Annotated in this window: 20 protein-coding genes; 5 read left to right on the top strand and 15 right to left on the bottom strand. The window is 60.0% G+C overall.

Going from position 1 to position 21,586, the window contains the following annotated elements:
* Positions 1-18: 18 nt before the first annotated feature.
* The 5 genes from VGG22_16965 to VGG22_16945 all read right to left on the bottom strand — a co-directional run bounded on the left by VGG22_16965 (position 19) and on the right by VGG22_16945 (position 5,850).
* The gene (locus VGG22_16965) at positions 19-546 is read right to left on the bottom strand and encodes a hypothetical protein (protein HEY1730063.1); all 528 of its coding nucleotides are present in this window, start codon (positions 544-546) and stop codon (positions 19-21) included.
* 314 nt (positions 547-860) lie between these two features.
* Positions 861-1,472 carry a pyridoxamine 5'-phosphate oxidase family protein gene (locus VGG22_16960; protein HEY1730062.1) on the bottom strand — a complete coding sequence of 204 codons (612 nt, stop codon included), beginning with the start codon at positions 1,470-1,472 and terminating at the stop codon, positions 861-863.
* Positions 1,473-1,889: a carbonic anhydrase gene (locus VGG22_16955; protein HEY1730061.1), complete on the bottom strand. Its 417-nt coding sequence runs from the start codon at positions 1,887-1,889 to the stop codon at positions 1,473-1,475.
* A gap of 3 nt (positions 1,890-1,892) precedes the next feature.
* Complete coding sequence (locus VGG22_16950; GenBank protein ID HEY1730060.1) at positions 1,893-4,451, bottom strand: phosphoenolpyruvate carboxylase; 2,559 nt, start codon at positions 4,449-4,451, stop codon at positions 1,893-1,895.
* Complete coding sequence (locus VGG22_16945) at positions 4,393-5,850, bottom strand: hypothetical protein (GenBank protein HEY1730059.1); 1,458 nt, start codon at positions 5,848-5,850, stop codon at positions 4,393-4,395. Before VGG22_16945 ends, VGG22_16950 begins: the two co-directional genes overlap by 59 nt.
* Before the next feature lie 91 nt (positions 5,851-5,941).
* On the opposite strand from VGG22_16945, the gene VGG22_16940 reads away from it, so the two are divergent.
* Together VGG22_16940 and VGG22_16935 are read left to right on the top strand one after the other, a co-directional pair.
* Positions 5,942-6,385 (top strand): type II 3-dehydroquinate dehydratase, encoded by a 444-nt coding sequence (locus VGG22_16940; protein ID HEY1730058.1) that lies wholly within the window; start codon positions 5,942-5,944, stop codon positions 6,383-6,385.
* A complete protein-coding gene (locus VGG22_16935) occupies positions 6,382-6,756 on the top strand; it encodes a response regulator (protein HEY1730057.1) in 375 nt (124 codons plus the stop codon). The genes VGG22_16940 and VGG22_16935 overlap by 4 nt, the downstream gene beginning before the upstream one ends.
* On the opposite strand, the gene VGG22_16930 is transcribed toward VGG22_16935, so the two are convergent.
* The 5 genes from VGG22_16930 to VGG22_16910 are packed head-to-tail and all read right to left on the bottom strand — an operon-like array spanning position 6,753 to position 11,878.
* A complete protein-coding gene (locus VGG22_16930) occupies positions 6,753-7,595 on the bottom strand; it encodes a DUF1028 domain-containing protein (GenBank protein HEY1730056.1) in 843 nt (280 codons plus the stop codon). The two genes, VGG22_16935 and VGG22_16930, sit on opposite strands and share 4 nt — an antisense overlap.
* A gap of 25 nt (positions 7,596-7,620) precedes the next feature.
* Positions 7,621-9,246 carry a peptide ABC transporter substrate-binding protein gene (locus tag VGG22_16925; GenBank protein HEY1730055.1) on the bottom strand — a complete coding sequence of 542 codons (1,626 nt, stop codon included), beginning with the start codon at positions 9,244-9,246 and terminating at the stop codon, positions 7,621-7,623.
* A 48-nt stretch (positions 9,247-9,294) separates the two neighbouring features.
* Positions 9,295-10,365: a DUF4432 family protein gene (locus VGG22_16920; protein ID HEY1730054.1), complete on the bottom strand. Its 1,071-nt coding sequence runs from the start codon at positions 10,363-10,365 to the stop codon at positions 9,295-9,297.
* Positions 10,335-11,006, bottom strand: coding sequence for a cyclase family protein (locus VGG22_16915; GenBank protein HEY1730053.1), 672 nt, complete (start codon positions 11,004-11,006; stop codon positions 10,335-10,337). The genes VGG22_16920 and VGG22_16915 overlap by 31 nt, the downstream gene beginning before the upstream one ends.
* Positions 11,003-11,878, bottom strand: coding sequence for a sugar phosphate isomerase/epimerase family protein (locus VGG22_16910; protein ID HEY1730052.1), 876 nt, complete (start codon positions 11,876-11,878; stop codon positions 11,003-11,005). The genes VGG22_16915 and VGG22_16910 overlap by 4 nt, the downstream gene beginning before the upstream one ends.
* 23 nt (positions 11,879-11,901) lie before the next feature.
* On the opposite strand from VGG22_16910, the gene VGG22_16905 reads away from it, so the two are divergent.
* A complete protein-coding gene (locus VGG22_16905) occupies positions 11,902-12,366 on the top strand; it encodes a MarR family transcriptional regulator (protein ID HEY1730051.1) in 465 nt (154 codons plus the stop codon).
* Between the two features lie 17 nt (positions 12,367-12,383).
* On the opposite strand, the gene VGG22_16900 is transcribed toward VGG22_16905, so the two are convergent.
* The 5 genes from VGG22_16900 to VGG22_16880 are packed head-to-tail and all read right to left on the bottom strand — an operon-like array spanning position 12,384 to position 19,783.
* Positions 12,384-14,807, bottom strand: a complete 2,424-nt coding sequence (locus tag VGG22_16900; protein ID HEY1730050.1) for a hypothetical protein — start codon at positions 14,805-14,807, stop codon at positions 12,384-12,386.
* Between the two features lie 14 nt (positions 14,808-14,821).
* Complete coding sequence (locus VGG22_16895; GenBank protein ID HEY1730049.1) at positions 14,822-15,589, bottom strand: SDR family oxidoreductase; 768 nt, start codon at positions 15,587-15,589, stop codon at positions 14,822-14,824.
* Positions 15,573-16,868, bottom strand: a complete 1,296-nt coding sequence (locus VGG22_16890; protein HEY1730048.1) for an NAD(P)/FAD-dependent oxidoreductase — start codon at positions 16,866-16,868, stop codon at positions 15,573-15,575. Before VGG22_16890 ends, VGG22_16895 begins: the two co-directional genes overlap by 17 nt.
* A 3-nt stretch (positions 16,869-16,871) precedes the next feature.
* The gene (locus VGG22_16885; GenBank protein ID HEY1730047.1) at positions 16,872-17,996 is read right to left on the bottom strand and encodes an enolase C-terminal domain-like protein; all 1,125 of its coding nucleotides are present in this window, start codon (positions 17,994-17,996) and stop codon (positions 16,872-16,874) included.
* Entirely contained in the window at positions 17,993-19,783 is a 1,791-nt protein-coding gene (locus VGG22_16880; protein HEY1730046.1) for a thiamine pyrophosphate-requiring protein, read from the bottom strand. The genes VGG22_16885 and VGG22_16880 overlap by 4 nt, the downstream gene beginning before the upstream one ends.
* Before the next feature lie 124 nt (positions 19,784-19,907).
* Here VGG22_16880 and VGG22_16875 point away from each other — a divergent pair, with 124 nt between their 5' ends.
* Positions 19,908-20,861, top strand: coding sequence for a hypothetical protein (locus VGG22_16875; GenBank protein ID HEY1730045.1), 954 nt, complete (start codon positions 19,908-19,910; stop codon positions 20,859-20,861).
* The gene (locus VGG22_16870) at positions 20,858-21,580 is read left to right on the top strand and encodes a gluconate 2-dehydrogenase subunit 3 family protein (GenBank protein ID HEY1730044.1); all 723 of its coding nucleotides are present in this window, start codon (positions 20,858-20,860) and stop codon (positions 21,578-21,580) included. Before VGG22_16875 ends, VGG22_16870 begins: the two co-directional genes overlap by 4 nt.
* Positions 21,581-21,586: the final 6 nt, after the last annotated feature.

Genomic DNA, 21,586 nt, shown 5'->3' with positions numbered 1-21,586 from the left:
AAATCGAGCCGACAAAATTCAGGTACCGCCAACCGTATATCCATTCCGCGTGCCGTCCGAGAGGCGCCACACCTGTAGCGTCAGATCGATCTCCGAGGCCGTCTCGTGTTCGTCAGTTCCGAACGTCGCGTTGCCGGATAGAAAGCATGGCACAGTTGGGAAACCGGCATTGCTCGTCTCGTAGCACTCATCGTGGACGAGGCCGTGCATTTTCGGCGCAACTGCGGCGACTAGTGAGAGTCCGGTGCGACGGTCGATGTAGCCGGCCGTAAATCGCATGCCGGCGACTTTGGAACGCTCGGTCGTCGTGTCGCTGAACGTCGCGAATCCCGGATAGGGAAACACGGTCGGCGAAAATTTCGAGACCTGATTGAGCAACGTTGTCCCTGCGCCGACCATTACGTGCGGGGAGATATAATACCGGCCTTCCGCCAATAGGATTCCGAGCTGCGTGAGTTGGGAGCCTCCCCCGAGGGAAATCGGCAATACCGGTAACGTTTGCGCCTGGACTTCGATCTGCTTATAGCGCGCATCCGCGAGAATCAACGGAAAGGGAATATCGAAGTGTTCAACACTTCCTTGTAATGCGTGACTTGCGCTAAGGGCATCCACCGTCAAACCAATTGAAGTGTCGACAGGATCGGCAGACGCAGTCCGGCATGCGAGCGAAAATACAACAGCTATAAAGAAAAGCCGTAAGAGAAGCATGCCGTGCGAGTAATGATGCGCCGCGCGCGGCCAAAGAACCTAGTGGCAGCCTTCGGGTTTGAAAACTCGCGTTGTCCGCGGCGGATGCTTGATGAGCTTCGCCGCAGGACGAATGGGACGCGGCGAAAGATTACCGCCGCAGTTCGAGCATGCTAATACAACCTCGTGCGATAGCCTTCTTCAAAAGACTTATCGTATTCTTCTTTGGTTTGTCCGCCAAACTGATCGGCGCAAATCTTTCCATAGGTTGGAAACGCTGTTCGCTCGACACGCTTCTGCGGATTCCAGAGATCGGATCGAATCAGCGCCTTGCCACAATGAAAGAAAGCCTCGTCGATCGCGATCACCCATACGGCGCGCGCAGGCTTGCCGCCGGCTGCGTTCGCATCGCACAACGCTTGATCGAACGTAATCGACGCATGCCCGTTTATGCGAAGCGACTCGTTGACGCCGGGCACGAAGAATATCATGCCAACGTGTGAGTCGCTGAGCAGATTGTGCGACGAATCGAGCCGGTTGTTGCCGGGACGATCGGGCACGTGCAACGTTTGCTCATCCACGACGCGTACGAATCCCGGAGCATCGCCGCGCGGTGACGCATCGATCTTCCCGGCCTCGCCGGACGTGGCGACGATGACGAAGGGCGAGAGCTCGATAAACTCACGCATGTACAGGCCAAGCCGCGGAAGGACTTTGTTCGCGACCCGCTCGCTCGGCATCGGGTAGACGTCTCGAAGCGTGCCGGGATCATCCACGATATCCATCTACGTAACTTCGCGAACGCGCCCGTGTTCGACCTCGTAAACGAAGCCGCGAACGTTGTCGCGATGCGGCAGGGACGGGTATTCACGCACAGCCCGGATCGCGCTCCGAACAGCCTCGTCGACATCGCTGAACTTCATTCCGCAATCGGTGTGGTGCATCAGAATGATCTCGCGTGTCTGAAGCAAGGTTTGCGAGAGAACCAGCGAGCGGAGCACGTCCTCGGTGACGATGCCGCCGGCATTGCGCAGGATGTGCGCCTCACCCGAATCGAGTCCGAAAATCGCGAACGAGTCGATGCGCGAATCCATGCAGGTTACGATCGCAACATGCCGAGCCGGCACGACCGCACGCGGGCCTTTGAAGTGCGCTTCATGCGCGCGCGCGTTGGCAAAGAGCTGATCCGTTTGGGTGGGCATCGCTCATCCTGATACGCGCAGGCCCGACGCGATTCCGTTTATGGAGAGCCGAATTGCATCCAAGATGCTCGAGTCCGGGTCTTTCCGATAGTCGCGAAGCAAACGCACTTGCAAGAAGGATATCGGATCGACATATGGATTTCGAAGCGCGATGCTTTGTGCAAGCTGATCCCCTGCGAGTAGTTCGCTTCTCCCGTTGATTCGCAGCACGGCTTCGACGGTGCGGTAATACTCCTCGGCGATGACGGTGCGGAACCTTTGACGCGCTTCGGGGTCATGGACCAGCGCCTCGGAATATAGTTGAAAGATCGCGAGATCGACTGTCGCAAGGGTGCGCTCGACGTTCGTGATGAGAATGCGAAAGAACGGGAAGCCCTCGAACATGTCGCGCAAAAGAGTAAAGTCCGCACTGCGCATCGCCGAGCCGAGGCCATACCAACCCGGAACGACGGCGCGCGCCTGCGTCCACGCAAAGCTCCAGGGAATCGCCCGCAAATCGGCCAGAGAGCGGGCTCCGGCGCGGCGTGAAGGACGCGAGCTGATTTGCATCGCTGCAATCTCTTCGACGGGCGTGCACTGCTCGAAAAAGCCGACAAACCCCGGGGAACCGATCAGCTCCGTGTAAGCGTCGTGCGCGCGCTGTGATAGCAGATCGAGCGCGGCATTCCACGACGCGGGAATCTCTTCATCCGATTCCTTCGCGCTTTCGTATAAGGCATCGAACCAAAGTTCGAGCGTACGCCGGGCTAACGAGGGGAGCCCGTAACGCGACGCGATTACCTCCCCCTGTTCAGTGACCTTGAACGCGCCGTTTCGCGCCTCGTAAGGCTGCACGCGAACGGCCTGGCGCGGATCGACGGCGCCTCTTCCGGGCGAACCGCCACGACCGTGAAAGAATCGAGGCTGTACGCCCTTCGCGCGTGCAACCCGAGCGATCGCGAGCTGAGCACAATAGGCCTCCCACGAGCTGGTGACGATCCCGCCGGCTTTGTTCGAATCCGAATAGCCGAGCATGATTTCGAAGACGCCGCAGGCATCGACGTTCTCACGAAACGCCGGATCGTCCAACAGTTCGGCACAGACGTCCGCAGCGTTCCGTAGCGATTCGATGTCTTCGAAGAGCGGGACGATTCGCATCGGACCCGCAGTCAGCGTCCCCGCTTCTCGCGCAAGCTCGAGCAACAGCAGCACGTCGGCAGCCTTCTCGGTGCCGGAAACGATCAACGCACTTGCAGTTTGTGCTCCGCGCTTGCGGCGAAGCTCGCCGATTGCGGCCAGCGACACGACCGTGTCCGCAGATTTTCGAGCGATCTGCGCGCGATGATCTCGCCACTCGAGCGAGCATAAGTGAAAACCGAACGTTTCCACCTTGCGGATCAGTCGTACGACTGGTGCAGCGACGGTCGATCCGCTATTGAGGGTGACGCTTCGCTCGATCAGACGAAGGTCGGTAAGCAATGCTTCGGCGTTCGGGTACCCGACCGGCGCGTCCTCAATCGCCATGCGCAACCGGCGATGCACGTATGCGAGCTTTCGCCGGTACGGTTCCGCCGATTGACGCGGTCCGACGGTGTAGCGAACGTCATGTAGGAGAATCTCCTCAGCGGCGAGCGAACGCAGCAGCTCCTCGTCAACGGTCCCTCGAATCACATCCTGCGAGAGCCGCACCTGTAATTGCTCGACGTCCGTCAGGTAGTTTTGCAAAATGAAACGGCGCATCTCTGCGGCGGCGGTGAAAATCGTCTCTGCCGTGACGTTCGGATTGCCGTCGCGGTCACTGCCGACCCAAGAGCCAAATCGAAAGATCGCTCCGAATCTCTCGCGATCGCCGAGACGAGCTTCGAGTCGATCGTAGAAAGCGGCAACCTCGTCGACGATGGTCTCCCTGAACCACAAGATCAAATTACGAATTTCGTCTTGAACGGTCGGCGGCGTAAGATAGAGTTCGTTGCTCTGCCACAAGAGGTATATCTGCGCGCGCAGCTCCGATTCGATCGCCGCGCGCTCATCCGGAGTTTGAATGCGCTCGTCCAGTTCACGCAGGAGCCGCCCGATGATCCCAATTTTCTCGATCGTCGTTCTTCGTTGCACCTCGGTCGGGTGCGCCGTGAAAACGAGACAGATCTCCAGCTTGGCGACACGCTCGCAGAAGTCGCCGGCGTCGTCGATCTCGAGTGCATCCAACGAGGACGAAAGTGGTTCCTCGCCGCCGATGAGACGTTCGCGCCGGCGTCGCTCGCGGTGCAACTGCTCGGCCAGGTTGACCATCCAGAAGTAAAGCGCGAAGGCGCGTATCACTTCGACGGCTTGCCGCTGCTCGAGGCCGTCGATCAGCGCACCGATCTGCGTATCCAGCGCGTCCGACTGCGCCGCTCGGCGCTGCGCGGTTAAGGAGCGAATTCGCTCGACGAGCTCCAGCGTGCCCGGCGATGCATGCCTGCGCAAGACATCACTGACGATGCCACGGAGGAAAGCGATTCGCTCGCGAAGCGGCTTTGTTGCCTCAGACGACGTGCGCGTGATATGCGATGGAGAGTGCGCCGTAGTGTCTGTCTTGCACATAGAGGGCGACCGAAAGGTCATTGAACACTTCGCCGGTGTCGCGCGCATAGGACTGCAAGAGATATGGTCTGCGGGCCGTCGCCGAGCGTCTGTTCTCGCTTAGTTCCAGAATACGTGAATCGAGCAGCGCCGACGGCCCCTCGTGTTCGGGCAATCCGACGCGGGCGCAACGCAGTGCAGTACGATCGTCGAATATGCGTTTGATGCGATTGTTGGCTCGATCGACGATTCGGCTTCCTGTGAGTGCCGCGCGTCCCGCGCGAGAGTAGCCGACATGAAATGCATTGTTGTCGAGAACACACATCCCAGTTAGGATCGGATTTCGGTCGGCGTTGCGATCCAGAAGATCGCAGAGTCCCTCGTCGATCTTTGCATCGTAGGTGCTGCCGTACTTCGGCGGTTCAAATGCCGACGAGGTGGGGCCGATGTCGAACAGGCGTGCAAGACTGACGACTTCGGCACCGCGCAATTCGTGATATGCAGGCGCAAGCAGTTCGCTCAGCTGATATACTCCGCGCTTCAGACCTTCCTCGAGAATTGCCTCGAGTTCACGCGCCGTCCCTTCAGCGAGATCGAGCGCATGGTCGACAAAAGTCCCGAGACGATATCTTCCGACGACCTCGTGGAGCTTCGAATTGAGATCCCCGATGTGTAGGTCTTTGGCATCCGCGGCCATTCGAAGTGTTGACGTCGCGGCACCGGCGACCGCGCGGGCATCAGATACGAGGGCTTCCAGATGCTTCGTTTGCTCGGCGGTCGACACTTCGATGGACGCCATCTGGTCATGCGTGACCCTCGTGGCGATCGCTACGTCGGTGAGCGCTTCTTCAATGCGCTGCGATGAAACGCGAACGGCTTTTGCGATATCGAGCGCTTCGCGCGTCGCGAGACGCAGCGCCCGCGATGCTTCGGCATTCGTCTGCAGCTCGAAAAACATTTCGTGCAGTCGCTCGACTCGCATGCACATGTCGATGACGTCGCAGACGACTTGGCGCGCAGTCGCAGCCGTCGAGCCCGACGTACTCGCAGTCTCGAGCGAGACGATAAGGGAACGCTGCGCCCCGAGCACCACTTCACGCATGTGATCGACCGTCTTGCCTAGGCCGGCAATCGCGTTGTCGACGAGATCGGCCTCCTTAGCCGCCGTCTTTCCGATGCGATCCAGAAAGAAGCTGTTTTGCGCGATTTTCGTCGAGGACGCATTGGCGATCAGCGCGAGTTCGCGAAGGTCCTTGGTGATGCGTTCAGCTGCCGCGTTGAGCGCGCCGCGCAAGGCGCGTTCCCGGGAATCACCCTCGGTTTCCGAGAGCCTCAATTCCAAATCTGCGCCCGGCTCCGTCAGGTGCCGAGCAAAGGTGACGATCGCATCGTCGGAATCGTTGAGGACCGGTGCGTCCATCGAATTAGCATATCCGTCGCCGCGCGCCGGGGCATTCGACTTTTCGTTAGCGGCAGGGCGGCCTTTCGGACATTCGCAAATCTGAGGGCTAATGGGATTCACGATCTTGCTCGTCCAGGGCCCCAACTTGTCCTACTTGGGCAAACGCCAGCCCGAAATCTACGGAACGACGACCGCCGCCGAGCTCGACGCGATCCTCCACGAGCATGCTCGGCGCAACGATTGCACTCTCGAAATCTTTTACACGCACATCGAAGGCGAGGCGATCGGCCGGATCTACCAAGCCGTCGAAGACGGTGCGGACGGCCTCTTGATGAACCCGGCCGCGTTTTTGTTTGCAGGATATGCCCTGCGCGACTGCTTGAACGCAATCCCCATCCCGTACGTCGAATGCCACATAACGAACATTGACAAGCGCGGTATCAAATCGCTTACGGGCGAGGCGGCGCGCGGAGTGATCCACGGCTTCGGAACGAACTCGTACGTCCTCGGACTTGATGCGTTGCTAGCAATCTTAAAAGCGGGGCGTTCGTGACCGAATCCTCGGGCGTCAAACGTGTCCTCATTATCGACGATGCCAGTACGACGCGTTTGCTGCTCCAGAAGCTCCTCAGCAAGCAGGGCTATTTGTGCACCGAAGCTCCGAACGGCGAAGCAGCGGTCAAGCTCTATCACGCCCAACGCCCCGACCTCGTCACGCTCGACATCCACATGGATCAGCTGTCCGGGATGGGCGTCGTTCAGGTCTTACTGAAGATCGACCCTTCGGCTCGTATTGTCGTCGTCACGTCAGAAACGGAAAAGCGCATTCTCGACGAGCTCCTGCGCATGGGCGTAAAGGATGTCGTCAACAAGCCCTTCGAGTCCGAACGACTTTACGAAGCGATCGAACACGCTATGACCTAGCGGCGGCCGAGCTTCTCGCGAAAGTATTCGAGCGTTTGGCGATCGACCGTGCCGTCGGTGCGAAGGCGCTCTTCGAGATTCTCGACGCCCATCACGTGCTCGAACGCGGCGAACGCAGCTTTGTCGAACTTAGGATGGCCTTTTGGTAGCGCATCGAGCGCTACCAAAAATCCGACGAGCTCCGCACCGATCGAGTCGTCGATCTTGACGATATCTTCAGGTTTGGGCGGCGCGAAGTAGAGCATGTGCAGATCGAGCAGATGCGCCAGCTGCTCGATCGGTTCGGTTGCGTCATCGACGCGCAAGTCGATGTAGCGGTCGTTGTAGCCGCCGTAGCCACCGCGAGGCTTGACGATCACGAGCGCTGCGCTTTGCTGGCCGCGTTTGTCGCCACCGGCGCGTTGCGCAGTCCGAAGCGCCGCAAGTAAACGTCCAGCAAGCGTGCCTTGCGTCTGCTGAAATCCCGTGACGAGTCCGTCGACGACGGCGGGTCCGGCCAAAATATTTCCCTGCGCAGCAAAACCGTCGCCGCATTTTCCGCCGGCCCACTCCGTGCACGCTTCACCGGTGTACGTCGCCGATTTTCCACTCGCGTCGACGATCCCGATTTGGCGGCGCGTTCGCCCGTCGTCTTCACCGATCAGCGCATCGATCGCGTCTTTCGGGCTCGTACCCTGGCGCAGTAGCTCAAGGCCACGCGGACCGTAACTGGTATTTGCCCAGGCTTGCGTCGCAACCGCGCCGACACCGGCTTCGAGCCATGGCACTGCTGCACCCACGGCAAGAAACTTCGACTGCACCGCAACGCCAAGTTCGCCCTCTGCAAGATCGACGGCCACGATTGAAAACGTCGATGGTCTCACGCTAGATTGACCATTGATACGAGTTCCAATTTTCGATGATCCCGTTGGGACGGAAGTTCTTCAAGTCGTCGTTGATCGCTTCGATCTGCCGCAGCCACCAGAGGTACACAAACGGTGTATCGGCGGCCAGAAGATGCTCGATCTTCGAATAGGCCGCCTTGCGCGTGGCACGGTCGTAGTGCGTAAGCGCGGTCCGTTGGGCCGCGTCCATCTGCGAGCTGCAATAACGCGACCAATTCCAGCCGCTCGGCGGTCTCTGGTCGCACATGAGCTGGGTCGAATCGTCCGGATCGACGCCGGCGTACCAATCCGTCAGCGCAGCTTGAAAGCGCCCACTGGCGAGAATGCCGTTTTGCGCAAACGTCGCGTAGAGCATTGACGTATTGAAAGCCTTGAGATGAACGTCGAAGCCTGCGTCGTGCAGCATTGCTGCAATCAGGACGCCGCGGTCACGATCGGTAGCGGTTTCGCTACGAAGCGCAATTTCGAATGTCAGCCCAACGCCGTTGCGATGCCGTATGCCGTCGCTCCCCATCTTCCATCCGGCCTCATCGAGCAGCGCTCGAGCTCCCGGTAGGTCGCGAGAATCCTCGCCCGCGGTTGGATCGGCTGCCCACATGAATGGCGGCAAATCTTCCTTCGCGGGGACCGTGGTTCCGAAGGTGACCTTTTGGACCAGCGCGCGTTTGTCAATCGCGAGCCCGACCGCGCGCCGGACGCGCGCATCGTCGAGCGGCGGTTTGCTCACGTTGATTTGCATGGCGTCGTTTCCGTTGAAACTGACGAGCCGAACGTCGATTCCCGGAATCCCTTTGATTTGTGGATACGTGCGCGGTGACGCTTGAATGAACCAGTCGATCTCATGGGATCGGAGCTCGTTTGCGATCGTATTCTCATCCGGAACGATGTGAAGGATGATATGCCGCAACTTCGGCTTGCCCAGGAAGTAGTCGTCATTTGCAACGTACTCGATGCGATCGCCCCGCAACCAGCGCACGAAGCGAAATGGCCCGGTTCCAATGGGATGCGAGTTAAACGCGACTCGATCGAGACTGGTGTAGCGTTCGAGGAGGTGCGCCGGCAAAATCATGTACGGCGTATCGCTGTGCGCGAAGAACGTGTGAACGGCCGGAGCGAACGGCCGCTTCAAGTGAATGATCGCGGTGTAAGCGTCGGGCGTGCTGATGCGGGCGACGTCGTCGTATCCGTGCCGCGAAGAGACCGCGGTATTGTCGTTCATGATTGCATCGAAGCTGAATCGCACGTCGCGGCTCGTGAACGGAGCATTGTCATGCCATCGCACGCCGTGACGCAAATGATACGTGATCGTCAGGCCGTCTTTCGATATTCCGCCGTTCTCCAGGGTCGGCACGACCGACGCCAGCACCGGATAATCGTGACCCTCGGGATCCGTGGCTACCAGCGGATCGAAGATGAACGCTTCGGCGATCGCCTCCAAGGCTTGCGTCGAGAGAAGGGGATTGAGCGTCTTCGGATTGGCGACCATTGCGATGCGCAGCGTCTCCGGCTCGGTCCACGGATGACGAGCCGTCTGCGAGGAGCCCGGTGCAGTGCGCGTGCAGCCGATGGCACCCAGCAGCAATAAGAATACGCAGGCTCGGAGCATAGCTCGCGGTTCTGCAGTACCTTGGGGACTCTTTCAGGCGAAATGGTTCTATTGAATCGCTTGTGTCATGCACTCGGACGGTCCCGAGCGAACCTCAAAGCGGAGAATATATTCGCGCACTTCGCCCGGCCCGAGAAAAGGCAACCCATCCCCGGCGGCGCGTCGTCCACCGACATTGGCACAATTCGCAGGCTCCACTGCCATGACGTACGATCCGAACCCGAGCATGCGCCATGTGAAGAGTCCCGGCAATTGGTCCGGACGAAACGATACCGTCAAGGCCGTTCCGCCATGCAGCGTGGGATTGCAAACGGTTGCCTTCGACCAACCGTCCGAATCCGCGCGCGGTTTGTGTATGAACACTTGCTCCTCAAATTCGGCGGTTGGAGAGTCCCCGTTAGCCCATTTGTCCATACCTCTCGCCGCTACGTCGTCGCGTGGTCGAGTCCCGGCAGCGTCGAGCTTCCAGAAAGTCCGCTCGCCGAGTAACGGATATCCCACGTTGCAGTGATAGAGAAGCATGTGCGGTTCGCGCCGGCCTCCATCATTCGAGACACGGTCGCGAAGTTCGATTGTGTTTTGATCGACGCGGACTCGCCACGTTCGCTCGACACGCAACGCGGAGCCAAACATTTGAAATTGGCGGATCGTCGCCGCGATTTCAATCGTCGGCTCGTCGGTGTTCCAATCGGTCATGAAGCGCACGTCAGTGGCTGCGGTGCGATTAAAGTGGCCGTGCTGCGGCCAACTTCCCCAGGCGTCGCGGCCGGGGGGTCCGTAGGCGTCCATGCCACACGTCGTCACCAGTCCACCGAAGAACGTCCGCTCGAACGCATCGACGGATGGATCTCGTCCTTCGACCGGAGCGGCATTCCCCGGCCCGTACCAAGTCAACGGAACGCCCTGATGAAGCAGTTCGCTCGCATCGAGCCCGCGCTCGACGATAAGGCTGACCTGCAAGCCCCGAGCGTTTCGAACGTGAACTCCGCGCACGCCGCGACGGCGCGCATCGTCATAGATGACCGGCGTGACGCCCGCGATGGCCGCCGGATCTATTGCGCGGCGCCGCAACTCTGATATAGGAAGCGTTACGCCTCCCACAGCATCGCGCGCGCCCATGCGCCGCTGCAGCCCTGAAGTTTGATCGGCGTCGCAACGAACAAGCGTTCCCGATCGTCCATCACCGCATCAGGGAAAAACAGTTCTTCAGTAATAAAGCCGCCGCTACCGAGAACGGCGCGGTGCGCCGGCCCCGCTTTCGCGGGATCGTCGTAACCGCCCAAACTAACTGCATCTATTCCGACACCCTTCACGCCGCGGGAAACCAGCAGTTCCGCGGCCGCGCCACCGAGATAGACGTATTGCGTTAGGAAATCAGCTGTATTGGCGCGTCGCTGACCTCGGCCAGTGTTAAGCAAAGCGATCGACCCCTGCCGAAGGCGTTCGAGTTTGGATTCGAGGTCGGCCGGCGCGATTGCACTCCCTGCGGGCTTTGCGCGCAGATCGAAGATTACGGCTGGTCCGACGTATGTCTCGAGCGGTATCTCGTCGACCGTTTTTCCGTCGTCAAAGAAGTGGTACGGTGCATCGCAGTGCGTGCCGGTATGTGTGCTCAGCTCGACGATTTCTTTGTTTACACCTTGCACGGCGCGCATATAGAACAAACGGATCTGCACGGGACGCGGCGAGTGGTCGGGGTATTGCGGGCAGTTGGGGAAAACGGGTTGGCTCAGATCGTAAATGCGAGACGGCGGGTTCATGCGAGCACCTCCGCAGCAAGCGCCGTAAACGCATCACGATTGCGGCGCAGATGCGCGGCGATGTCGCCGGCCCAAAGCGAGTCCGGCAACGATTCCTCCGAAAAAATCTCCAGTACGTAGGGGCCGCTGTACCCGGCGCGCTCCACAGCGACGATGAGTTCACGCGTAGGTATCGTGCCCTCGCCGAGATTTCGGCGGTCGGCGTTGGAGCGAGGCCGTTGCCAGTCGCTAATTTGCACGACAAAAATCTTCCCGCGTGCACGCTCGATGGTCGCCAAAATATTGGGGGTTTGGAAGACGTTCCAAGTGTCGAGACAAATGCCGAGCTGGTCGTGATCGATGCGCTCGACCAACTCGAGGGCGGCATCGAGTCCCCAGATTGCCGTGTCGGTATGAAATAGCACCGGATTGAGCGGTTCGAAGGCCAGCCGCACACCAAGTTGGGCGGCACGATCGGCAAGCCGCGGCAGAACCTCGAGAAGCGTTGCGTACACTCGCGCGTTGTCCCCATTCGGCGCTGCACCGCTGATAACGACGAAGGGCGTTCCGCTTGGGACGTACGGCGCGATGCGCTCCATCGATCGCTCGATATGCCGCACTCGGAATTCGGGATTGATCGGCGCGGGCGCAAGGCTGTCAGGATATACCGCGTGGACCGTCGCCTGAACGGATGAAACGTGCAGCCCGGCGCGCCCGACAGCTTCGAGCTGTGGCGCATAATCCGCCCGGTCGAGCTTGAACTCACATATCTCGATCCAGGCGGCACCGGCGCGCGGGTACTCGATCAGGTCAAGCTCGAACGGCCAGGGCGTCGTCGTGAACTGACTGATGCCGAATCTCCCCGCCCGCGAGCGTTCTTGCAACAAATTCAACGGCCGACCACGAAGATACGACGATGTCGCCTACGTTCAGCGAACTCGAAGCGCGCCGAAGCCTGAATCTGCGCCAGTTGCTGACGCGCTCCACACGGGCCGTCAACGAACGCATCGTCGCCGCGCTGCGCGCACGCGGCTTTCCCGAAGCGCGAGTCGCGCACGCCGCGGTCCTTGCAAATTTGGAACTTCGAGGCAGCACTGTAACGGAGATCGCGAGCCGTGCGCTGTTGCCGAAGCAAGCAATCAGCAAAATGGCGTTGGAACTGGAAGAGTTTGGTTATCTCGAGCGATCGCGGCACGAAAGCGACGGCCGGGCGATCGTCGTACGCTTCACGCGAAAGGGACGCAAGCTGATGGCGGCAACGTTCGACGTGATTGCCGGCATCGAGCATGCCGCGCGAGCTCGTCTGGGTCCGCGGCGCTATTCTGCCTTGAGATCGTCGCTGTTCGTGCTGCTCGAGCACGATACAGAACCCGACGCCTAGGTGTCGATAGCCCCGCATCACACGTCTTGCCGAAGTTCGAACAAACAAAATCCCTGGCTTTCCAACTCAATTGCTCTCCCGCGCTTAAGTTGCGCGGCCGTCACAGCTCCCGAATCGACCCACGTGCCACGCAGACTGTTGAACTGCCGGGCGGCGTACGATCCGCGGAGCTCGGCGATGGCTATGGAGGCCGTAACCGTCAGGCCCGACGTGTTCCCTACGAAAACGACGATATTGTCTTGATCGCGTAGCGCGAGTGCAATTACATCTTGGCCTTCGAGCGTTAACGACGCGGAGATATCGGTTTCATACTTCGCCGAGGTGCCGGGACAACGAAATGTGGCATTCGTATACAACTGCACGTCGGGAGCACGCACGATGAACCACGTGATGCGAGCGCCGAACAGCAACAGATCGCGCACGGCGGTCCACTTCCATTGCGCAGCAAGCCGCGCAACGATTGTTGGCGTACCTCCCGAGACGTCGAGACCGGCTGCGCCTTCGATTGCGGCCCACAGGTAGCGCGGCGGAAACCAAGGTGAGAGCATCATGCCTTGATTCACCAGCGTCTCGCCGTGCAGCCATTCGGAGAACTGGCCGGGAACGGTATTGTTACGGCGCGGATCCTCCGCGTAGTGCCGGAAGCCGTTCGTGAGCGCCCAGGCCATGTTCTCCGAATTGAACCGTGCCGCAGCGAAGGCATACCAGAACGCGACGCCGACCCACACGCCGCCCAATAGCCCGTAGCCGTGCGTGGGTCCGTAATTGACCGCATCGCGTGGGACGGTTCGGATTCCGGCGTCACTCCAGAACTCTCGCGCGCTCAACCGCGCAATGATACCCGCAGCAATCGCGTCGTCGGCTACGCCAAACATCACCGGGAATACGAGGTCGGAGGTAACATCGGTACGCGCCGTACCGTCCAGCTGGATGTTGAGGTAGTACAGACCGGATTCCGGATCAAACAGATGCTCGTTAATTGCCGCCCGCAGCGCGTCAGCCGCCGCTTTGAACGTAGCGCTCTCCGCATGTTTGCCTAGGACGCGTGCCATATGCGAGACCGTTAGCAGCGCTGCATAACACTCCGAATTAACTTCGGTCGTAGCGCCCGAGAGACGGTAGTCGGTAATCACATTGCGCCATCCGACGATGCCCCAATCGGAGACACCATCGGCGGTACACCACACTAAGCCTTGCTCGTTGCGTTGTGAAAGAATATATTTCGCCGCTTTGACGGCGCTGGGATAAATACGTTCGAGGAATGCTCGTTCACCGGTCGTGTTGAAATGATGCCATAGCGCAAGAATCAAGAGTGGCGTATTATCGTTGATGTTTAGTTTGTAATCCGCCGTCTTGCCGGTGCGAATATCGTAATATTCGACGACCAAACCTTTGGCTTCGAGATGCTCGGCGTACCATAGGAGCGAGGCTTCCGCGAACTCGGGCACAACGTAGTCGGCGCCAAACGCGAACCACGCTGTGTCACGCCCCACGCTGTTGTTCGAGCGGCTCGGGTCGTTGACGAAGCACCACCCGGTCGGAGCCAGCAGCATCGTCCGCAGCATGTTCGCCTTGGCCCAAAGCACGCCGGCATTCACTTCGTGGTCAGGTGTGAGCACCACCGACCGATTGAGAATTTCGTGATAGTACTCGCGCGTTTGATAAAGCGCGTCGGACGCCGATGGTAGTGTGTGAATGAGGGACAGTGCGCGTTTGGCGCCCTCGAGCGAGAATGTGACGATGAAGGTAAACTGCACGCGATCGTTCGGCTCGAGCGTATGGCTCAGATGCAGAACGCCGAGGGGATCGGTCGCGGGCGTTTGCGCGACGCCGGCGAGCGTGCCGGGCGACTCCGGGGCGATAGCTTTGCCGTGGTCCATGGTCGTTTCCCAACTCGTCACGCTCTCGGAGCACGTGATGACGCGAGCGAACGAGGGATCGGAGCTATTCCATGCGACGATCGCGTTGCGCCGTTTGTCGAATGCTGTCTCGACGTCGTGCCCCGTTTCACCGCGCAGCTGCGAAAACGCGTACGTGCCGATCGTTCGCGTGACATCCGTCGGATTCGAGAGGGTCATCGTGAAGTACACGGCGGGTGGATCGACCCGATCGCCCCGCGGTTTGGTACTGAGCACAAAGATGTCTTCGTGAACGCTTATGCCGTTCGCAAGCCGAAAGGCGTGCTCTTGATGCTCGGGGTGGATGCGAAACGTGCCCGGCAAGGCGGTGAGCGGAATCCCGGTAGTCTCATCCCAGTGATGCGGAACTAACGTCCCCATCAGCGTTTTCCCGTAATCGCTTGAATAGATTTTTTCGATCGCGCCGGTTCCCTTGATGATGCACACGCATTTGGGACCGCCAAGTGTGCTGCCGGCGGCGACTTGTGTGTCCGCGAGATCGTAGAACGAACCATGTTGTCCAGCGCCGACGACCTCGCTCAAGCGCGCGTTTTGCGTCAAAGGCTGCCCGCGTGTTTCGTCATTCCGCCGTCGATCGCGTAGGTAGCGCCGGTTATATACGCCGCCGCTTCGGAGGCAAGAAATACGACGATTCCGGCGACTTCCTCGGGCTTTGCCATCCGTCCGAGTGGAATTTCTCCCAATAGCGCTTCGTATTGTTTTTTGTTTGCTTTGAGGCCGGCGTCCATCGGCGTATCGACAGCGCCCGGCGCAACGTCGTTCACCGTAATATGTTCCTTTGCAAGTTCGAGCGCGACCGTGCGCATCAGCATACGTATGCCGCCTTTCGACGCGCAATATGGCGCATTGGTCGGCATCGCAAGCTCCTCGTGAATCGACGAGATATTAACGATGCGTCCCCCGCGTTTTTGCTTCACCATCTGCTTGGCGGCGGCTTGCGTGCACAGCCACACGCCACCCAAATTGACGTCGATGATTTTTCGGAACAATTCGAACGGCGTTTCGAGAAACGGGCGCTTTTCTTCGATTCCAGCGTTGTTCACCAAGATGTCGAGGCCGCCCCAGGCGTTGACCGCGCCCGCGATCAGCGATTCGACATCTTCTGGATCCGCCACGTTCGCTTCGACTGCGATCGCGCGCGCACCAAGGTTGTGGACTTCCTCCAGGAGCGCATTGGCCGGCGCGGCGTCACCATGGTAGTCGATGACCACCGAAGCGCCTTCGCGCGCCATAGCGAGCGAGATGGCCTTGCCGATCCCGGTATCGCCGCCGGTAACGATGGCGATCTTATCCTTCAGGAGCATGGTTCTCCTCGGCCGTCAAGCGGTCGGAAATCCAGGGCAAACGCGCGACATTTTGAGCGAACAGGCCGTTAAGGATCCAATCGCTGGCGACACGAAGTTTACGCATCGCTCCGGGCAACTGCTCGAGATAGTACGCGCGCCACATCAGCCACGCCGGAAAACCGGCGATCATGTGATTACCGGGCAGTTGTGCCACAGCGTCACGGTCGCCGAGCGAAGCCATCATGCCGAGCGGACGATACGTAAATGGCTTCAATGGTTCGCCCGTCAGCGTGGCGACGATATTACGCGCAAGCAGCGGGCCCTCGCGCACGGCGTTCTGGGCCAATGGAGCTACGTCACCACCACCGCGTTTGGGAATGCGCGCGCAATCCCCGATACCCCAAATGCCGGCGACACCAGGCACGGACAAATCGTCACCAACGACCAGCGCGCCCTCTTCAGAGGTTTGCAAGCCGATTTTCTGCAGCAGCGGCGCCGGCTTTTCACCCGCGGTCCAAACGATGGTGCGGCTATCGAAGCGCTTGCCGCTTTTGAGTGAAAGGCCGTCGGCATCTCCGGATGCGACATCCTCCCCGAGCTCGATGCGGACATTGCGCGCACGCAGCGATGCCGCGGCGCGTCTGCCGAACTCGGGCACGAGTCGTTCGAGCAGCCGTTGGCCGCTCTCGACCACGACGATTTCCGGCATCAAGTCGTGCAGCGCAGGGTAATAGCGATGCAGCCGCTTTAGATAACCGGCAAGCTCGCCGGCCGCTTCGACGCCGGTGAAACCGCCACCGACGATGACGAAACGCAGCCACCGGTCGCGCTCGACGCGATCGTGCTCCGCGGCTGCCGCTTCGAACGCTTCACCAACGCGCGCTCGCAGGCGCGCAGCATCCGGCAGCGTTTTAAGAAAGTACGAATGCTCGGTGATTCCAGGAATGCCATGCGCGCTCGATTCCGATCCCAGAGCGAATGCGAGGTGATCGAAGGGCAACGTCGTTTTGGTTCTGAGCGTGTCGAGGTCAACGGTGACATTACGCGCTCCGAGGTCGACCGCCGATACTTCGCCCAACACGACCTCCGTGCGCTTGAGGGTTACGCGGAGCGGCTGCACGATGGCACGCATGTCGAGCGAACCGCTTGCGACCTCCGGGAGCATCGGCGTAAACAGCTGAAAATTATCGCGGCTCACGATCGTGATATGAACGTCCGCAGGCGCGCGCCGTTCGAGCTCACGCGCGGCCGTCACACCGGCGAAACCGCCGCCCAAGAGAACGATCCTCGCCGGCAATGACTAGATTTCGTACGACGCCGCATCGCTGCGGCGAAATTCGAGCCCGATACCGGGACGCGTGAGATCCGGCGTCAACGTTCCTGCCACCGGTTTCACGGGACCATCGAAGAACATGCGCTCGATGCGCACGTGGTCGAAAAAATATTCCATGTGGCGCAGCATTTTCGCGGCTGAAGCCGCGTGCAAGTGAACGTAGGGCGCACAGTGTGTCGAAAGCGGCACGAGCGCGCTCTGACACAGGCCGTCGACGGCGAGTAGGCCAGTGAAGCCGCCGCAGCGCGTCGCGTCGGCTTGAAGAACGTCCACGGTGCGCGCTTCGAGCATGCGCGCGAAGTGGTACGGCGCGTACCCATATTCCCCGGCCGCGACTTCCATCGTTGCCGGCGCACGTTCGCAAACGGCAGCGAGACCATCAAAATCCTGATGGTAAACCGGCTCCTCGAACCAGGTGACGCCAGACGCTTTGAATTGCGCCGCCAGATCAAGCGCCTGCTTCACGACATATGCGCCGTTCGCGTCAACGAAGAGTTCGGCGTCGTCGCCGATCGCACGCCGCGCCGCAGCGATCCGGCGTACGTCGGCGGCGGGGTCACGTCCGATCTTCATCTTGACGCGCGGAATTCCGGAAGCGACCCAGCCGCCGAGCTGAGACGCGAGCGCAGCTATATCGTATGACGTGAATCCGCCGCTACCGTAGACCGGAACGCGCTCGCGCGCCTGGCCCAGAAGCGCGGCGACCGGCGTATCGAGCAATTTGCCACGCAGATCCCACAGAGCGATATCGATTGCCGAGATTGCCATCGCTGTAATGCCCTCTCGACCAAGATTGCGAATCTTCGCGACCATGCTCGACCAGATTGCACCATGCTCGAAAGCGTTTGCACCGATGACCACGTCGTGCAACGTGTCGCGAATCAGCGCCGCCGTCGCGGTGTCGGCGTACGTATAACCGATGCCCGTGCAACCGCCGGCCTCGAGTTCGACGAGGACCATGGTCGTCGCATCCCACACGAGCGTTCCGTCCGATTCCGGAGCGCCTTCCGTCGGCACGCGAAACGCACGCACGTTCAATCGGCCGATCGGCGCCGCCGTGCTCGAATGCGGCGGCGTTTCCGTCGTGGTCACCGCTTGTCTCCATGCGCGAAGATACCGGAAACTACGCTCTTCACCGATTCCGCGATCACTCGCATTTCGTCCGGGTCACCCTTGATCAGGGCTTTCGTCAAGTTTTTCGCTTGCTCGAACGAGATATGGGGCGGAATCATGGCGACGTTCGGATCGGTGTAGGCTTCGTATACGACGGGCCGGTCTGCCGACAACGCGGCCTCCCACGCAGCACCAACTTCCTCGGGGCGATCCACGCGGATTCCCTTCAGGCCGATCGACTCGGCGTACCTAGCGTACGGAAAATCCGGCAGCTGCTGGGATGCATCGAACTTCGGATCGCCCGACTCGATACGCATTTCCCACGTCACTTGATTGAGGTCGCGATTGTTCAATACGAGAATGATGAGCCGCGGATCCGTCCATCGCTCCCAGTACTTCGCGATTGTAAGCAGTTCGGCGTTGCCGTTCATCTGCATCGCGCCGTCGCCCGTCATGCCGATCGCGACACGATCGGGAAAGCAGAACTTCGCCGCGATAGCGTACGGGACAGCCGGTCCCATTGTTGCGAGACTACCCGAGAGCGAATACTTCATTCCGCGACGCATCTGCAAATCGCGAGCCGACCAATTCGTCGCGGTGCCTGCGTCGCCGCTAAGAATGCAGTTGTCGGGGAGGCGTTTGGAGAGTTCGGTGAAGACCTTTTGTGGATTCAGCGGGTCGGCCGTATCCTCGGCGCGCGCCTCGGTGACACGTTGCCAATGCTCGCGCTTGCCGGCGATGCGCCGCCGCCATGCCGGATCGGTTTTTTGCACGAGTAATGGCAGCAGTGCCCGCAGCGTCGCTGCACTGTCACCAATGAGGTTTACCTCGTTGGCAAAACGCATCGACAGATTCTTGCCGTCGAGATCGATCTGAACTCCACGCGCTTGACCTTCTTTTGGAAGAAACTGCGCGTACGGATAGGTCGTCCCGATCATGAAGAGCGTGTCGCAGGACGTCATCAAGTCCGAACTCGCTTCGGTGCCGAGCAGACCGAGCGTTCCGGTCACATACGGTAAATCGTCGGGGAGGGCCGCTTTTCCGAGCAATGCCTTCGCGACGCCCGCTTGCAAACGGTCGGCAGCGGCCATGACCTCATCTGCCGCGCCGAGCGTACCTGCACCGATAAGCATCGCCACTCGTTCGCCCGCGTTGAGAATGTCGGCGGCGGCGCGCAAATCTACTTCGGCCGGAACGACCACCGGTACACGGTAACCAATTCCCGACTGCAGCATATTCGCGGCGTGCGGCGGATGTTCCACCGCATCCATCTCTTGAATGTCTTTCGGCACGATGATGCACGTGACGCTCCGCGTGGCGTGGGCGATCCGGAAAGCGCGATCCACGATGTGACGTGCCGCCATCGGACTTGAAATCTGGTAGACGTATTCCGACGCCACATCTTTAAAGAGATTGAGCAAGTCAACTTCTTGCTGGTAGTTACCCCCGATTGCCGTCGTCGCCGCTTGACCGACGATCGCTACGACCGGGTGATGATCCATCTTCGCGTCATACAGACCGTTCAACAAGTGGATTGCGCCAGGGCCCGACGTGGCGAGACAACAAGCGACGTCGCCCGTATACTTTGCATCCGCTGTGGCCATGAACGCGGCCATCTCTTCGTGCCGAACTTGGATAAAATCCATCGCACCGTCGAGCCGGTCGAAGGCGCCCATGATTCCGTTTATGCCGTCACCCGGATAACCGTAGATACGGCGAATCCCCCAAGCATGCACGCGTTGGAGAATGAAATCACTGACGGTCATTGCGGCACGAACCCCCCCGGAAGGCGAATGTAGTCACCTTACCCGACTATTTTCGCTATTAACGCCGCACGTGCACAAACAAACTGGGTAAGACGCGTTTATCATCGATCTTCCGGAAGCGAACGTGACCGACAACTCTACGGATCCCCCGCTCTTAGAGGACGCCGAAGCAATCACGAAGGGGATACGCGAGGGCCGCTTTCAACGCTGGCTGTCGCTCATTGCCAGCGCATCAAGCGTATTGAGTGGGCTCGAAGTCGCCTACGAACATTATCGCGGCGGCTATAGCCGGCGAATCATGGTCACGCCCGTCATCTTGAGTGGAGCGCTAGCGATTGCCGGCTTGGCCGGTTTTCGCAACGCAGTCGCAGCTCGAACCGTATTACCGTTCATCTCCATCCTCACAGGCGCGGATGCAACGCTCGGCTTCTACTTTCACATGCGCGGAATCGCACGGAAACCTGGCGGCTGGCGCTTACCAATCGTGAATATCGTGATGGGTCCGCCGATCTTCGCTCCCCTTCTGTTCGCAACAAGCGCCTACTTGGGCATCATCGCATCGCGGCTAGAGCGAGCCGGTGACGACGAAGGGACCGGTCTTCCATATGCCGCGCACGCGCAGCACTGGGCAGCCCGTTTGCGCGGGAAACACGAGGCGATCGACGCACGGCAAGATCGACGCGAAGGCCGCTTTCAGAAACATCTAGGCGTCGCGACCGTCGTCGCGGCGGGCTTTAGCGGCTTCGAAGCGTGGTACTCGCATTACAAGAACAACTTCCGCAATCGCGCACAGTGGACGCCGGTGGTCGTCGCGCCGTTGTTGATGCTTGCTGCGGGCGGCGCGACCGCGCGCGTCCGGGTGGCGCACACATGGCTGCCGGCAATCTCGGCGCTCGCCGTCATCGACGGATCAGTGGGCTTCTTCTATCACGTTCGCGGCGTGCTACGTCGGCCAGGCGGTCGCGCATTACTTTTCTACAATGTCGTCTACGGACCGCCGATCTTTGCTCCCTTGCTGTTTGCCGCGAGCGGTTTTCTTGGATTGCTGTCGAGCCTCTTGCGCAGAGAATGCGCATGAGCGAACGCAATCCCCCCGATCCGCGGCCGGTCGATCCACGCACCGGCGAGCCACTACCTCAGCGTGAACAGCCGGGATATTATCCGAACTTCAGCACGCTCGCCCAACAGAACTATTGGGATGCAAAAACGCGCTCCGTCATTCTCGATCGCGTGCAGAACGTACCGCCCTCTCGCTTCTTCGATGTGGCGCACACACAGTTACTTGAAGCGATCTGCGCACGGGTTATTCCGCAAGATGACCGCGACCCGGCGCATCGCATTCCGATCGTACCGCACATCGATCGGCGGCTGGCGGCGAACGAAGGTGACGGTTATCGGTACGACGACATGCCGCCCGATCCAGAAGCCTACCTTCTCGGCCTAGGCGCTATCGATGAATCCGCGCAAACCGCATTCAAGCGCGCCTTCGTCGCAACAACGCTATTGCAACAAGACGAACTGTTGCGGTCGCTGCTCGACGGGAAACCTCTTGTCGATCATGTCGCGTGGCAGCGGATGCCGCCTAAGCGGTTTTGGATGCTGTTGCTTTCGGATTGCGCCGAAGCGTATTACTCCCACCCATATGCATGGGACGAGATCGGATTCGGCGGTCCTGCATATCCGCGCGCATACATGCGGCTGGAGAACGGCGAGCCCGAGGCTTGGGAAGTGGACGAGGTGCGCTATCCGTGGGCGGCGCCGCCGTGGTCGGCTTCGGCTGAGTGCGGATCACATTAGAGGTCC

It is taken from the genome of Candidatus Baltobacteraceae bacterium, from assembly GCA_036489885.1.
Taxonomy (GTDB): domain Bacteria; phylum Vulcanimicrobiota; class Vulcanimicrobiia; order Vulcanimicrobiales; family Vulcanimicrobiaceae; genus JAFAMS01.
Note: the sequence above shows the minus strand (reverse complement) of the source record. Positions and strands in the feature narration are given on the sequence as shown.